General features: G+C 64.1%; 14 protein-coding genes and 1 pseudogene. 14 read left to right on the plus strand and 1 reads right to left on the minus strand.

Annotated elements, in window-relative coordinates:
• Positions 1 to 197: 197 nt before the first annotated feature.
• A complete protein-coding gene (locus NKI37_RS28695; RefSeq protein ID WP_352790450.1) occupies positions 198 to 1,451 on the minus strand; it encodes an NAD(P)/FAD-dependent oxidoreductase in 1,254 nt (417 codons plus the stop codon).
• Positions 1,452 to 1,941: 490 nt separating this feature from the next.
• Here NKI37_RS28695 and NKI37_RS28700 point away from each other — a divergent pair, with 490 nt between their 5' ends.
• The 14 genes and pseudogenes from NKI37_RS28700 (at position 1,942) to NKI37_RS28765 (ending at position 14,653) form a co-directional block, all read left to right on the plus strand.
• Complete coding sequence (locus NKI37_RS28700; protein WP_023692591.1) at positions 1,942 to 3,234, plus strand: imelysin family protein; 1,293 nt, start codon at positions 1,942 to 1,944, stop codon at positions 3,232 to 3,234.
• A gap of 59 nt (positions 3,235 to 3,293) precedes the next feature.
• The gene (locus tag NKI37_RS28705) at positions 3,294 to 3,605 is read left to right on the plus strand and encodes a (2Fe-2S)-binding protein (protein ID WP_023669536.1); all 312 of its coding nucleotides are present in this window, start codon (positions 3,294 to 3,296) and stop codon (positions 3,603 to 3,605) included.
• Complete coding sequence (gene bfr / locus NKI37_RS28710; protein WP_023669537.1) at positions 3,571 to 4,056, plus strand: bacterioferritin; 486 nt, start codon at positions 3,571 to 3,573, stop codon at positions 4,054 to 4,056. The genes NKI37_RS28705 and bfr overlap by 35 nt, the downstream gene beginning before the upstream one ends.
• A gap of 12 nt (positions 4,057 to 4,068) precedes the next feature.
• Positions 4,069 to 5,658, plus strand: a complete 1,590-nt coding sequence (locus NKI37_RS28715) for a di-heme oxidoreductase family protein (RefSeq protein ID WP_352790452.1) — start codon at positions 4,069 to 4,071, stop codon at positions 5,656 to 5,658.
• Positions 5,658 to 6,737: an imelysin family protein gene (locus NKI37_RS28720; RefSeq protein WP_023692589.1), complete on the plus strand. Its 1,080-nt coding sequence runs from the start codon at positions 5,658 to 5,660 to the stop codon at positions 6,735 to 6,737. The genes NKI37_RS28715 and NKI37_RS28720 overlap by 1 nt, the downstream gene beginning before the upstream one ends.
• A 2-nt stretch (positions 6,738 to 6,739) precedes the next feature.
• Entirely contained in the window at positions 6,740 to 7,846 is a 1,107-nt protein-coding gene (locus NKI37_RS28725) for a DUF1513 domain-containing protein (protein WP_023692588.1), read from the plus strand.
• 107 nt (positions 7,847 to 7,953) lie between these two features.
• Positions 7,954 to 8,631 (plus strand): tRNA (adenosine(37)-N6)-threonylcarbamoyltransferase complex dimerization subunit type 1 TsaB, encoded by a 678-nt coding sequence (gene tsaB, locus NKI37_RS28730; RefSeq protein WP_023669541.1) that lies wholly within the window; start codon positions 7,954 to 7,956, stop codon positions 8,629 to 8,631.
• Complete coding sequence (rimI, locus tag NKI37_RS28735) at positions 8,631 to 9,125, plus strand: ribosomal protein S18-alanine N-acetyltransferase (RefSeq protein WP_023669542.1); 495 nt, start codon at positions 8,631 to 8,633, stop codon at positions 9,123 to 9,125. The genes tsaB and rimI overlap by 1 nt, the downstream gene beginning before the upstream one ends.
• Before the next feature lie 28 nt (positions 9,126 to 9,153).
• Positions 9,154 to 9,954 (plus strand): lyso-ornithine lipid O-acyltransferase, encoded by an 801-nt coding sequence (gene olsA / locus NKI37_RS28740; protein ID WP_023669543.1) that lies wholly within the window; start codon positions 9,154 to 9,156, stop codon positions 9,952 to 9,954.
• 76 nt (positions 9,955 to 10,030) lie between these two features.
• Entirely contained in the window at positions 10,031 to 11,440 is a 1,410-nt protein-coding gene (gene miaB, locus NKI37_RS28745) for a tRNA (N6-isopentenyl adenosine(37)-C2)-methylthiotransferase MiaB (RefSeq protein WP_023669544.1), read from the plus strand.
• An 83-nt stretch (positions 11,441 to 11,523) separates the two neighbouring features.
• The gene (locus tag NKI37_RS28750; RefSeq protein ID WP_027049340.1) at positions 11,524 to 12,516 is read left to right on the plus strand and encodes a PhoH family protein; all 993 of its coding nucleotides are present in this window, start codon (positions 11,524 to 11,526) and stop codon (positions 12,514 to 12,516) included.
• Between the two features lie 17 nt (positions 12,517 to 12,533).
• Positions 12,534 to 13,040 carry an rRNA maturation RNase YbeY gene (gene ybeY, locus NKI37_RS28755; protein WP_023711440.1) on the plus strand — a complete coding sequence of 169 codons (507 nt, stop codon included), beginning with the start codon at positions 12,534 to 12,536 and terminating at the stop codon, positions 13,038 to 13,040.
• A 28-nt stretch (positions 13,041 to 13,068) separates the two neighbouring features.
• Positions 13,069 to 14,163, plus strand: coding sequence for a hemolysin family protein (locus NKI37_RS28760; RefSeq protein WP_023682011.1), 1,095 nt, complete (start codon positions 13,069 to 13,071; stop codon positions 14,161 to 14,163).
• 20 nt (positions 14,164 to 14,183) lie between these two features.
• Positions 14,184 to 14,653 (plus strand): annotated as a pseudogene (locus tag NKI37_RS28765) (VOC family protein).
• Positions 14,654 to 14,687: the final 34 nt, after the last annotated feature.

The following is a 14,687-nucleotide window of genomic DNA, read 5'->3' on the forward strand; positions in this document are numbered from 1 at the left end:
CGGCCCAGCCGTCATCAACAAGCGATTCGTGTGTCATCGCAGTGTAGAATCACACCCGATTCCGCAGGGCAATACCTATCTTAGCGCCTATGCCCTGGTGGGGAGGTCGGACCGCAGGTCCGGGTGGGGGGCCTCGCGCCGACCCCCACCCCGCTGCTTCGCAGCGACCCTCCCCACAAGGGGGAGGGTAAGTGTGTCTAGCCCGCAGCCCGTGCCGGCTCATCCTGCTGGAACGCGGCCAGCGCCGCCTTCAGCCCATCAGGCCCTTCCGCAACAGTCTGCGCCATCGGCGAAAACCCGGCCCCGAGCATCTTGCGGCCCAGCATATGGTCGCCCGGCCTGTTGACGGATTCGATGCCGAGCAGCCGGCTTCCAGCATAGTGGTAGATCGAGAACTTGTTCTCAGCGAGGTCGCCCAGCACGACATGGCTGTCGCCGCCCGAGGTCAGCCCGACCATCTGCAGTTTCATGTCGCCGATGTCAGACCAGAACCACGGCACCGCCGCATAGGCGTCCGTATGGCCGGTGATCGTGCGTGCGGCAAGCCGCGCCTGGTCGGTGGCGTTCTGCACCGATTCCAGCCGCACGTCGCCGCCGGTCGACCAGTGGCGGTAGGAAGCGGCGTCGCCGATGGCCAGAATATCAGGCACTGAGGTGCGCATCTGTTGGTCGACGCGGATGCCATTGGCGACAGTCAGTCCGGCAGCCTGCGCAAGTTCGACATTCGGCACGGCGCCGATGCCGACGATGACCATGCGCGCGGGCAGCCTTTCGCCGGTGGAGGTGATGGCAGCGCAGACATGGCCGTTTTCCCCTTCCAGCCTGGCAATGGTGGTGCCGGTGAGGATACGCACGCCGATCGCCTCCAGCCGTTGGCGGACATGGCTCGCCACCACCGGCGCCACGGCGCGGCCAAGCAGCCGGTCGACAGCCTCGACCAGGGTGACGTTGCGGCCGGCGGCCCTCAGCGTTGCCGCGATCTCCAGCCCGATGAAGCCGCCGCCGAGGATGACCACGTCTTCGCTTTGGGCGCTGAGCGCGCGGATCAGCCGCGCATCGGCGATCGAGCGCAGCGACAGCACGCCCGAGAGGTCGGCGCCCGGCAGCGGCAGAAGCCGCGGCCGCGAACCGGTGGCCAGGATGAGCCGGTCGAACGGCAGCACGCCGCCGCCCGCTATGTCCAGCTTGCGGCCTGCCGTATCGATGCTGTCGATTCGGACGCCCGGCCTGAAGTCGATGGCGCTGCCGGTGTAAAAGGCCTCGCCGCGCAAGGGTTGCGGCTTGGCATCGGCGTCCTTGATGAAGGTCTTCGACAGCGGCGGCTTGTGATAGGGCAGATCGGTTTCGTCGCCGATCAGTATGACAGGCCCGTCATAGCCTTCCTCGCGCAGGCTGGCGGCCGCTTGCACGCCCGCATGACCCGCACCGACAATGACGACCCCGTTCTTCATCGCAACCCGAATTCCTGTTTCAAATCTGGAGCATGATGCCGAAAAGTGTGAAGCGGTTTTCGGACGACATCATGCTTTGATTGTGAGCCGTTCCGCCAGATGGCGATTGTCTGCCGCCGTCGCAAGAGCCCCGGTCCGGGTCGCACCCGGAACGGTCGCTTGTCAATCGCGGCGTCTCTCACCTTGGCTGCTGGCTACGATTTAAAGTTGATAGTGCTAGTTTAGAATAATTCTAAACTGTTGTTTCAATTGAATTTTCTAGGGTTCACCAGTTGACTTCCGGCCTCGCCATCGTTTTATGGAGGCTCGCGCGTCAGCGCATCCCTTTGATGTTTGGGCCTTGAACCCGTTCGATTGGAGGCATTTGGTGTCTTTCTCCCGTGAGCCGCAGAGCGGCGCGGCATCTGTGGTGTCCTACGGCATGCCTATGTCCCGGCACCGTTTGGCACGCGCGCCTTTTACCGAATCCCCTTTGAACTGGAGACTGATGATGACAGCGCGATATGGCGGCAGACTGGCTGCGATCGGTGCCACGGCTATGTTGACGGCGGCGGTTTTCATCCTGCCGGCCAAGGCGGCGGAGATCGATGCCAAGGCGGTCATCAAGACCTATTCCGACATCGCGCTGGCCAAGTACGAGGATTCGCTGACCACGGCGCAGGCGCTCGACAAGGCTGTCGACGCGCTGCTTGCCAACCCGTCGGCGGACACGCTGAATGCCGCCCGCGATGCCTGGAAGGCGTCGCGCGTGCCCTACCAGCAGACCGAGGTCTACCGCTTCGGCAACAAGATCGTCGACGACTGGGAAGGCAAGGTGAACTCCTGGCCGCTCGACGAAGGCCTGATCGACTACGTCGCCAAGAGCTACGGCACCGAGTCCGACGCCAACGCGCTCTACACCGCCAATGTCATCGCCAACAAGGACATCGAGATCGACGGCAAGAAGGTCGACGCCTCGAAGCTTTCGCCGGAGTTCCTCGCCGGCACGCTGCAGGAGGCCGGCGGCATCGAGGCCAATGTCGCCACCGGTTATCACGCCATCGAATTCCTGCTCTGGGGCCAGGATTTGCACGGCACCGGCCCGGGCGCCGGCGAGCGTCCGTACACCGACTACGACCTCAAGAACTGCACCGGCGGCAATTGCGATCGCCGGGCCGAGTATCTGAAGTCGGCCAGCGATCTTCTGGTCTCCGACCTGCAGGAGATGGTCGGCAACTGGAAGGAAGACGGCGCCGCCCGCAAGAACCTCGTCGATGGCCAGCCGAACACCGCTATCTCGGTGATCTTCAACGGCATGGGCTCGCTGTCCTACGGCGAACTGGCCGGGGAGCGCATGAAACTCGGCCTGCTGCTGCACGATCCCGAAGAGGAGCACGACTGCTTCTCGGATAATACCTACAACTCGCATCTCTATGACGCCATCGGCATCCGCGCCGCCTATCTCGCCAGCTACACGCGCATCGACGGCACCGTCGTTTCAGGCCCGTCGGTGCACGATATGGTCAAGGCGGCCGATCCGGCGATCGACAAGGAACTGTCCGACAAGCTCGATGTCTCGGTCGCCAAGATGGAGGCGATCAAGGCGCGGGAAGTGGCCGGCGAGGCCTACGACCAGCAGATCGCCGAGGGCAACACCGAAGGCAATGCTACCGTGCAGGCGGCAATCGACGCGCTGGTCGACCAGACCAAGTCGATCGAACGCGCCGTCGGCGCGCTGAACCTGAACAACATAGCCTTCGAGGGGTCCGACAGCCTCGACGCACCGGACAAGGTGTTCAAGTAGCACCCCAACCAACTACCAGCCAAACGGCGCGGAGGGGCGCCGTCAGCCAGAGCCAATCCATGCTGATCTGCCATTGCAACATCATCACCGAAAAGGAGATTGAGCAGACGATCGTCGATCTGCTGGATCAGGACCCCTGGCAACTGATCGTGCCGGCGAAGGTCTATCACACGATGCAAAAGCGCGGTCGCTGTTGCGGCTGCTTCCCAAATGTGGTCGAAACGATCATTCGGGTCACCGAAAATTACCACACCCGTTCGGAGGCGAGCGGCGTGGACATCGTTTCACACCTGGATCGCGTCAGAGGCCTGCGCGTCCAATATGGGAGCAGAATCCATGAAAGGCGAACCGCAGATCATCGAGCGGCTTAACGAGGCTCTGTTCCTGGAGCTTGGCGCCGTCAATCAATACTGGGTGCATTTCCGCCTGCTCGAAGATTGGGGATATGCCAAGCTGGCAAAGAAGGAACGCGCCGAATCGATCGAGGAGATGCACCATGCCGACCGGCTGGTGGCCCGTATCATCTTCCTCGAAGGGCATCCCAATTTGCAGTCCGTGGCGCCGTTGCGCATCGGCCAGAACGTCAAGGAAGTGCTCGAATCCGATCTCGCCGGCGAATATGACGCACGCACCGCCTACAAGCGTTCGCGCGAGATCTGCAACGAAGCCGGCGACTACGTGACGATGAAGCTGTTCGAGGAATTGCTGGCGGATGAGGAAGGTCACATCGACTTCCTCGAGACGCAGCTCGACCTCCTTGCCTCGATCGGCGAGGAAAAATACGGCCAGCTCAACGCCGCATCGGCGGACGAGGCGGAATAGGACCATGCAGGAATGCGGCGCCCCATAGATATTCTGCGCCGCTTGCGGCGGGCCGCCGGCCCGCTGCTCCTCAAAAACCCGCGATATCAGGCCTTTCGCGGGCTTTCGGTTGTAACCCTGGCGGCAATTTTGGCCCCGGCCCTGGCCGGATCGTCGGAACCGGTCGGCCTCGCCACGAGCCGCACCGACCTGACGCCGAAGGACCAGGCCCGCGTCCTTGCAGTTACCAGGCCAACCCAGGATTTCTCCAAGCCCGAATCCTTCGAAACGATGCAAGGCGGCGCCGGCACGTCGCGCAAGCAGGTCGACCGCGACGCCTTCTCGCAACCCTCTGAAAACATTACCTTCGAGGAACAGGGCAATTTCAAGCTCGGCAATGCGCTTTTCCGCAAGAACTGGGTGTCGTCGCCATCCTCGACCCAGGCCTCGGACGGTCTCGGACCCCTGTTCAACGAGCGCGCCTGCCAGAATTGCCATTTGAAGGATGGCCGCGGCCGCCCGCCGGCCGCCGACAGCCGCACCACGTCGATGTTCCTGCGGCTAGCGCGCGATGCGAGCACGGCCGAGGAAAAGACCGAGATCGCCGCGCACAAGGTGCTGAACTTCCCCGATCCGGTCTACGGCGCGCAGTTGCAGGGACTGGCGGTGCCCGGCCTCAAGGGCGAAGGCCGCATGTATGTCGACTATCGCGAGGAAAAGGTCACGCTCGGCGACGGCAGCCTGGTTTGGCTGCGCAAGCCGAGCTATTCGGTCGACGGGCTTGGCTACGGCCCGCTTGACCCGCGCACCACGCTGTCGCCGCGCCTGACGCCGCCAATGATCGGCCTTGGCCTGATCGAGCAGATCGCGCCGGCCGACCTCCTTGCCCATGCCGATCCCGACGACCGCGACGGCATTTCCGGCAAGCCCAACATGGTGCGTGACCTCAGCAGTGGGCAACTGACGCTTGGCCGCTTCGGTTGGAAGGCCCAGACCGCGTCGATCCGCCAGCAGGCGGCGGACGCCTTTGCCGGCGACATCGGCATTTCGACGCCGGAAGAGCCCAGTCACTGGGGCGATTGCACCGCAGCCGAAGAGGCCTGCTTAGCCATGCCCAATGGCGTGCAGAAGCGGCTCGGCCCGGTCGAGGCGCCACCACCGGTGATGGACCTCGTCACCTTCTATTCACAGAACCTTGCGGTGCCGGCGCGGCGCGATGTCGGCGCACCCGCCGTGCTCGCCGGCAAGAAGCTGTTCTACGAGATGGGCTGCATTGCCTGCCATACGCCGAAATTCGTCACCATGCGCGGGAACAAGGCGCAGGCGTTCCAACTGATCTGGCCCTATTCCGACTTTCTGCTGCACGACATGGGGCCTGGCCTTGCCGACGGCCAGGCGGTGGGCGATGCCACGGGCAGTGAATGGCGCACCCCGCCGCTATGGGGCATCGGCCTGACAAAGACCGTCAACGGCAACGCTTTCTTCCTGCATGACGGGCGTGCGCGCACGCTTACCGAAGCGATCCTGTGGCATGGCGGCGAGGGGCAGAAGGCGCGCGATCGCTTTGCCGCCGCCAATACGGCCGACCGCGATGCTCTCATCAAATTCCTGGAGTCATTCTGATGCTCAAGCGGGTTTTGCCTGTTCTCCTCCTCCCATTGGCTCTGTTCGGTGCGTCCCCGGCATCGGCCTCGGTGAAAGCCTCCGACGTGATCCAAAGAGCGATCGACGGCTTTGTCCGCCCCGCCTATGCCAGCCTGCATGGCCATGCCGGCACCTTGGCGAAGGCCATGGACGCGCTCTGCCAGGCGCCGTCGCAGGGCAACCTCGATGCCGCGCATGCCGGATTCTCGGCCACGGTCGCAGCTTGGTCGTCGGCTGAAATCATCGGCTTCGGGCCAATCAAGGAGAACAACCGGCTGGAGCGCATGCTCTACTGGCCGGACCGAAAGAGCATCGGCCTGAAGCAGGTGCAGGCGGCGCTGGCCGGCAAGGATCCGACCGCCACCGATCCGGCGCAGCTGGCGGGCAAGAGTGTCGCGATGCAGGGATTAGGGGCGCTTGAGTTCGTGCTTTACGGCGACGGCGCCGAGACGCTCGTCGGCAAGGACGAGCCCTATCGCTGCGCCTATGGCGCGGCAGTCGCCAAGAACATCGAGACCATGGCGGCCGATGTCGACGCGGCCTGGAAAAAACCGGACGGTTTTGCAGCCTCGTGGGCTAATCCCGGACCCGACAATGCGCTTTACCGCGACGGCACCGAAGCGGTGACCGAACTGGTCGGCGTCTTCATCAACGAGCTGGAAATGGTCCGCGACGTGCGCCTCAAAGGTTTTTTCGGCGCCAAGCCGGAGGCTGACAAGCCAAGGCAGGCGATCTACTGGCGGTCGCAAAACACCGGCCTGTCATTAGCCGGCAACCTCTCCGGCATTGATGCGCTGTTCCAGGCCTCGAAGCTCGGCGACGCGCTGCCCGAGGATAGCAGATGGATGGCGGAATCCATCCATATCCAGCTCATCAATGGCGTTGCCACTGCCAAATCCATCCAGGGTCCGATCGACAAGACGCTGGCCGATCCCGCGGAGCGCGGAAAACTCGAGCATTTCGCGCTGATCACCTCCAGCCTGTCGGGCCTGATCGGAACCAGGCTGACCGCCGAGTTCGGCCTGACCGCCGGCTTCTCCTCGCTCGACGGAGACTGATCATGAGGACGCCGCTGATCGACCGCCGCGATTTTCTCAGGGCTGCCGGCGCCGGCTTCGTCGCGTCAATGGCGCCGCGGGCCTGGGCGGACACGCTTGCCGCCGATGCCGTCTTTGCCACCGCCTTCGGCAAGCGCGACGGCAGCTTTGGCGCCGCTGTGTTGTCGGAAGCCGGAAAAGTATTGCATGCGATCGACCTGCCCGACCGTGGCCACGACGTCACCTTCGATCCGGCCTCAAAGCGCTCCGTGGTCTTCGCCCGGCAACCCGGCACCTTCGCCGTGGTCTTCGACCATGCCGGCCGCGAGCCGCCGCTGACCATCGCCAGCATCACCGGTCGGCATTTCTTCGGCCACGGTGTGTTTTCCACCGACGGCGCGCTGCTTTACGCCACCGAAAACAATTTCGACAATGCCGCCGGCGTCGTCGGGATCTACGACGCACGGGCCAAGTTCAGCCGCATCGGCGAGTTTCCGACCTATGGCATGGGGCCGCATGAGCTCTTGCTGCTCGGAGACGGCCGGACGATCGCCATCGCCAATGGCGGCATCGAGACCCATCCCGACTATGGCCGCGCCGAGCTCAACATCGCCACCATGAAGCCGTCCTATGTGCTGGTCGATCGCACAACCGGCGATCTCATCGAAAAGCACGAACTGCCGCCGGCTCTGCACCAGCTGTCGATTCGCCACATGGATGCCGACCCCACAGGCACCATCTGGTTCGGCTGCCAGTACCGCGGGCCGGGCACCGAGCGGCCACCGCTGGTCGGCCGCGCCACGCGCGGCAAGGGGCTGCAGCTGCTCGACATGCCGCAGGACGTGCTATCCGGCTTCCGGAATTACATCGGCTCGGTCGCCGCCAACCCGATTGCCGGCACGGTCGCGGTGTCTTCGCCGGAAGGCAATTCGCTGGCCGTCATCGACGCCGCCAGCGGCAAGATCGTCGCCACCAAGGCGCTGGTCGAGGTCTGCGGCCTGGCGCCCGACGGCCCGGGCTTCATGGCAACCACGGGTGCTGGCGAAATCATCGAAGGCAGCGGCGCGACGCGCTCCGAGCCCGACTATGTCTGGGACAACCACATGCTGCGCATCGCGCCGGCGGCGTAAGCCGTCCGGCCTGCACCGAAGCGAAGCCACTTAACAATTTACGCGCTGGCTCTTGCGGCGGCGCGCCGTGGCGGGCAGAGGGAGACTGTTTTTCGAACCGGTCGCCCATGAAACTGCTCGCCATCGACTGTGCCGCCAATCTCTGCGCCGCTTGCGTCTATGACGCATCGGGCGGCAGAGAACTTGGCCGCTCGGTACTCGATCTCGGCAAAGGCCATGCCGAACACCTGATGGCTGTCATTGACGAAGCGCTGAAAGCGGACGGCACCGATTATGCCGGCCTTGGCGCCGTTGCGGTTTCCATCGGTCCGGGTTCCTTCACCGGCCTGCGGGTGGGCGTCTCGGCGGCGCGCGGCCTGGCGCTGGCGCTGAAGATCCCGGCGATCGGGGTAACGACACTGGAGGCGCTGGCGGCCGAGGCGAGGGCGGCATTTCCCGGCCGCCCGGTCCTGGCCGCTCTCGATGCCGGCCGCGAGGAAATCCATGCCGCGCTTTACGATGCGGAAGCGATTTTGCGCTATGGTCCGGCGGTGACCACACTTGCGCAAGCCGCGGGAATGGCGGCGGACAATCGTCCGGTGCTTGCCGGCACGGCCGCCGTGCAGATCGCAGCCGCGGCCGGTCGCGATTTCGATATCGGCCCGACGGCTGCCACCGCCGACATTGCCGTCTACGCCCGGCTCGCCGCTGCAAAAGGCGAGGGCGACAAGCCGAAGCCACTCTATCTGCGCGGCGCCGATGCCAAGGCGCAGGCCGGGTTCATCCTGTTGAGGCAGGAAAAGTGATGCGCATCCCTTTCCTCCAGCCGCGCCGCAGGGACTATGCGCTCGAGCCGCTGACCATCGCCGACAGCCCGGCAGCGTCGGTGCTGCACCGCGAGGATTTCGTCCGGCCCTGGACCGATGGCGAGTTCGCCGCGTTGCTCGAACAGGAAACCGTGTTCGGCTATGCCGCGCGCGAAATCGGCCAAGGCGCCAAGCCGCCGGTCGGCTTCGTGCTGGCCAGGCTTGCAGCCGGCGAGGGCGAGATTCTGACCGTGGCGGTGGCGCGCTCGCATCGCCGCCAGGGGCTCGGCTGGCAATTGATGGACGCCGTACTGCGCGAATTGCATGCGCAGCGCGCCGAGGCGCTGTTCCTTGAGGTCGACGAGACCAATGTCGCTGCCATCGCCCTCTACCGGCGGCTGGGCTTCCGCCAGGTCGGGCACCGCGCCAATTATTACCGCTCGACCGAACATGGTCCTACCGGCGCGCTTGTCATGCGCCGCGATCTTCGCTAGCCAAAGTTTTGGGGCAGGGCCAAGCTGCATGATCGGAAAAATCAGGATTTTCCTGGCGCTGAGCCTCGTTGTCATCGGTTCGCTGGTCCTTGTGCCTTTGCAGCTGCTGTCGATGAAGACTGGAATCTGGCGCGAGACGGTCATTCTGAAGGCCTGGCACAGCCTCATCGTCCGGACGCTCGGCCTGCGCATCCATGTCAAAGGTGCGCTGTCCAGCCAGCGCCCGCTGCTGGTCGCCTCGAACCATATCTCCTGGACCGACATCATGGTGCTGGGCTCCTTTGCCGATGTGACCTTCATCGCTCGGGCGGACATGGAGGGATGGCCGCTGATCGGCTGGCTGTCGAAATTGCAGCGTACGGTCTTCATCGAACGCGAGCGTAAGCGGACAGCTGGCGACCAGGCCAGCGAGATCGCCAGCCGCATGGCCAAGGGCGACGCTATGGTGCTATTTGCCGAGGGCTCTACCGGCGACGGCAACACCATCCTGCCGTTCAAGAGCACCTTGTTCGGCGCCGCCTCGATGGCGATTTCGGAAGGCGCGGCCGAGCAGGTCTTCATCCAGCCGCTGGCGATTGCCTACACGCGGGTGCACGGCGTGCCTCTCGGCCGTCGCCACCGGCCGCTCGCTGCCTGGATCGGCGATCAGGACCTGATGCCGCATCTCAAGGTGCTGATGGCCGAAGGCGCCATTGACGTCGAGGTGCATTTCGGCGAGCCCATCGCCTTTTCCAAGGGCTCGAACCGCAAGGAAACGTCGAGGATGATGGAAAGCAAGGTGCGCGCCATGATGCAGGCCGCGCTCGCCGATCCCCGACCGAGCCGCTAGCGCAGGCCGAGCGCCTACAGGCCGATGCCCGAGAATCGTCTGTTTTTTGTCACGGAAAGGCGTTAGAAGCCGCCGGATGGATTTGAACACGATAGAGCGGAACGAAACCGACAGCGCCTCGCAAAGCGCTGCTGCGGCGTCCGCCCCGGCCAAAAAGGTCTTCGTCAAGACCTATGGCTGCCAGATGAATGTCTATGACTCACAGCGCATGACCGATGCGCTGGCCGCCGACGGCTACACCGCGACCGATGTCATCGCCGACGCCGACCTGGTGCTGCTCAACACCTGCCATATCAGGGAGAAGGCGGCGGAAAAGGTCTATTCTGAGCTCGGCCGCATCCGCGACATGAAGGCTGAACGCGCAGCAGTTGGGCGCGAAATGCTGATCGGCGTCGCCGGTTGCGTCGCGCAGGCCGAAGGCCCGGAAATCATCCGCCGTTCGCCTGCTGTCGATCTGGTCATCGGCCCGCAGACCTATCACCGGCTGCCCGATGTGCTGGCCCGGGTGCGTGGCGGCGAAAAGATCGTCGAGACCGAATACGCCATCGAGGACAAGTTCGAGCATCTGCCGCAGCCGAAGCGTGCCGAAATGATCAAGCGCGGCGTCACCGCCTTCCTCACGGTACAGGAAGGCTGCGACAAATTCTGCACCTTCTGCGTCGTGCCCTATACCAGGGGCTCGGAAGTGTCGCGGCCGGTGGCGCAGATCGTCGCCGAAGCCGAGCGGCTGGCCGATGCCGGTGTGCGCGAGGTGACGCTGCTGGGGCAGAACGTCAATGCATGGCACGGCAAGGGTGAGGATGGCATGGAATGGGGGCTTGGTCGCCTGCTGTTCCGGCTGGCCGAAATTCCTGGCCTGGCGCGGCTGCGCTACACCACCAGCCATCCGCGCGACATGGACGACGAATTGATCGCTGCCCATCGCGATCTCCCGGCTTTGATGCCTTATCTGCACCTGCCGGTGCAATCCGGGTCAGACCGCATCCTCAAGGCGATGAACCGCAGGCACACGGCCAAGGACTATCTGGCGCTGCTCGAGCGCATCCGCGCTGCGCGCGGCGACATCGCGCTGTCCGGTGACTTCATCGTCGGCTTCCCCGGCGAAACCGAGGCGGATTTCGAGGCGACGATGGGTCTGGTGCGCCAGGTGAACTACGCCTCGGCCTTCTCGTTCAAATATTCGCCGCGTCCCGGCACGCCGGGCGCCGATATGCCCGATCACGTGCCGGAAGCGGTCAAGGATGAACGTTTGCAACAGCTGCAGGCATTGTTGCTCAAGCAGCAGCAGGATTTCGGCCTGGGCCTGGTCGGCAGCACCATCGACACGCTGATCGAGAAGCCCGGCCGTCAGGCCGGCCAGAAGGTCGGCCGCTCGCCCTGGCTGCAGCCGGTTATTGTTGATGAAAAGGCCGGCGAAATCGGTGACATTATCCGGGTGCGAATCACGAAGACGGGCTACAATAGCCTGTTCGCCGAGTTGGCTTGATGGCCTCGGCAGATGAGGAGAGACGGTTGAGCGCTGCTGAAGTGAAGACTCTGCCCCAGAACCAGACGTCCGGGGCCTCTGACATGGCGCACATCGTTCTGACTTTCGACAACAACAAGCTTGCCAGCGCCCTGTACGGCCAGTTCGACGAGAACCTGGCCCGGCTCGAGCAGAAGCTCGGCGTCGACATCCGCTCGCGCGGCAACCAGCTCACCATCAAGGGCTCGGCCTCGGCGGCCGAGCAGGCGCGCCGCGCGCTCGACAATCTCTACGGCATTCTCCAGAAGGGCACCGATATTGGCCAGTCCGACGTCGATGGCGCCGTGCGCATGGCGATTGCCGCCGACGACCAGCTGACGCTGCCGACGCTGGAACGCAAGGGCAAGGTTTCGGCCGCCCAGATCTCCACCCGCAAGAAGACGATCTATGCCCGTTCGCTCAACCAGGACGCCTATATGCGGGCGCTGGAGCGTTCGGAACTTGTCTTCGGCATTGGCCCCGCCGGCACCGGCAAGACCTATCTGGCGGTGGCGCATGCGGCGATGCTGCTCGAACGCGGCATGGTCGAGCGCATCATCCTGTCACGCCCAGCGGTCGAGGCCGGCGAGCGGCTGGGTTTTCTGCCCGGCGATATGAAGGAAAAGGTCGATCCGTACCTGCGGCCCCTCTATGACGCGCTCTACGACATGATGCCGGCCGACAAGGTCGAACGTGCTATCGCTGCCGAGGTCATCGAAATCGCGCCGCTGGCCTTCATGCGCGGCCGCACGCTGGCGCATGCCGCCGTCATCCTCGACGAGGCGCAGAACACCACGCCGATGCAGATGAAGATGTTTTTGACCCGCCTCGGCGAGAATTCGCGCATGATCGTCACCGGCGATCCGACGCAGATCGATCTGCCTCCAAGCACCAAGTCGGGCCTCGTCGAAGCCTTGCGTGTCCTTGACGGCGTGGCCGGCGCGGTAACCGTGCGCTTCAACGATGTCGACGTTGTGCGCCACCCGCTGGTGGCCGAAATCGTCAGGGCCTATGACCGCGACGCCAAGCTGGCACGCGGCCTCGGCGCCGAGAGCTGATGTGACGATGCGGGCTCATGCCTGAAGACATAAGACCTGGCGGCGGGGACAGTTCGGTTCCCGTCGAGATCGATATGTCGGTCGAGGCCGGCGACTGGCCCGATGAGGCGGCGCTGACGCGTCTGGTCGATCGCGCCGTGTCGGCTGCCTTTGCCGAAACCGCTGCTGCCGGTCCTTCCGAACTCAGCATCGTCTTTTCCAACGATGCCCATATCCGTACCCTCAATGCCGGCTGGCGCGGCAAGGACAAGGCGACCAACGTCTTGTCTTTCCCGGCTTTTCCGTTCCCCAGGGGTGGCAAGCTGCCGCCCATGCTGGGTGACATCGTGCTCGCCGCCGAGACGGTGGCGCGCGAAGCCGCCCTGGAAGACAAGCCCTTCGAGAACCATATCACCCATCTCGTCGTCCACGGCCTGCTGCATTTGCTGGGCTACGATCACGAGACCGATGCAGAGGCCGAGGAGATGGAAGCCATCGAGCGCTCGGCGCTCGCAAGGCTTGCCATTCCCGATCCCTACACGTAATGACAAAAGACCAATTGACCGGACGACGATGAACGACAAACCAGAAACTGCCGCCCGCCCCGAGGCTGGCAGTGCGACAAAGCCTTCCGATACGACGGAAGAGGGATCGAGTCCGAGTCCCAGTTCCGGCAGCCCTGCTTCTGGTAGCATTGCCAGCGAGCCATCGCCTGCCGGTCCGTCCCTGTTCGACCGCGTCTTGGGCCTTTTCAGGCAGCGGAACGGCACCAGCCTGCGCGAGGAAATCGCCGGCGCGCTTGCCGAAACGACCAGCGATGCCGGGTCTTTCTCGCCTGGCGAACGCGCCATGCTCAACAACATATTGCGCCTGCGCGAGGTACGCGTCGAGGACGTCATGGTGCCGCGCGCCGATATTGAGGCCGTCGAGATCACCACGACGTTGGGCGATCTGCTCGGTCTGTTCGAGCAGTCCGGCCATTCCCGCATGCCGGTCTATTCCGAGACGCTCGACGATCCGCGCGGCATGGTTCACATCCGCGACGTGCTGGCCCACATCACCAAGGTTGCCCGCGTCAAGAAGGGCAGAACATCCAGGAAGACGCCGGCAACGACGCTTCTCGACCTCGCCCAGGTCGATCTCGGCCGCACCATCGGCGACCTCAATCTGATCCGCCCGGTGCTTTTCGTGCCGCCATCGATGCTTGCCTCCGACCTGATGGGCCATATGCAGACGACGCGAACCCAGATGGCGCTGGTCATCGACGAATATGGCGGCACCGATGGTCTCGCCTCGCTGGAAGACATCGTCGAGATGGTCGTCGGCGATATCGAGGACGAGCATGACGAGGACGAGCCGCTGATCACCCAGACCGGCGAGGGCGTATTCGTCGTCGACGGCAAGGCCGAGATCGACGAGGTCGCCAAGATGATCGGCGAGGACTTTACCGCCGGTGAGCATGGTGAATATGTCGACACGATCGGCGGCATGATTTTCAACACGCTCGGTCGCGTGCCCGCGCGTGGTGAGGTTGTGCAAGCCATCCCCGGCTTCGAATTCCACGTGCTCGACGCCGATCCGCGCCGCGTCAAGCGGGTGCGCATCGTCCAGAACCAGAAGGGCGAGCGTCGCCGCCGCGTGACCGCCCCCCGCACCGAGCAGGCCTAGGACAGAACGTCGCCCGGCCGATGACGATCGACGATCCCTTCAAGCACTCAACCTTTGGCTCGGGTGTGTTCTACAAGGACCCGGAGCCGCATTGAAATGGCTCGAAACGGCCTTCGGCTTCGAGCCGAGCATGGTGGTCAGCGACGCCGACGGACGGCTGGTCCATGCCGAAATGCGTTTTGGCGACGGCTACATCATCGTCGATTCCGAATGGGCCGATCATATTGCCAGTCCGGTAAGCGTCGGCGGCAAGAACACTCAGTCGGTCTGTGTGCGTCTGAAAGACGGCCTGGACGTGCATTGTGAGCGGGCAATGGCGGCTGGAGCCCAAATCGTCGAGGAGCCTGCCGCCCATTTCTACGGCGAACGGCAGTATCGGGCACGCGACCCCGAAGGCCATGTCTGGACCTTCACCCAGACCTTGCGCACCGTGCCGCGCGAGGAGGCCGAGCAACTGAGCGGGCTAACCATTGAGGGATGGCACCGATAGCGCAGCGATCGGCCGGTTCGCGTTTCAATAAATC

The organism is Mesorhizobium sp. M0626 (assembly GCF_040320665.1).
Lineage (GTDB): Bacteria > Pseudomonadota > Alphaproteobacteria > Rhizobiales > Rhizobiaceae > Mesorhizobium.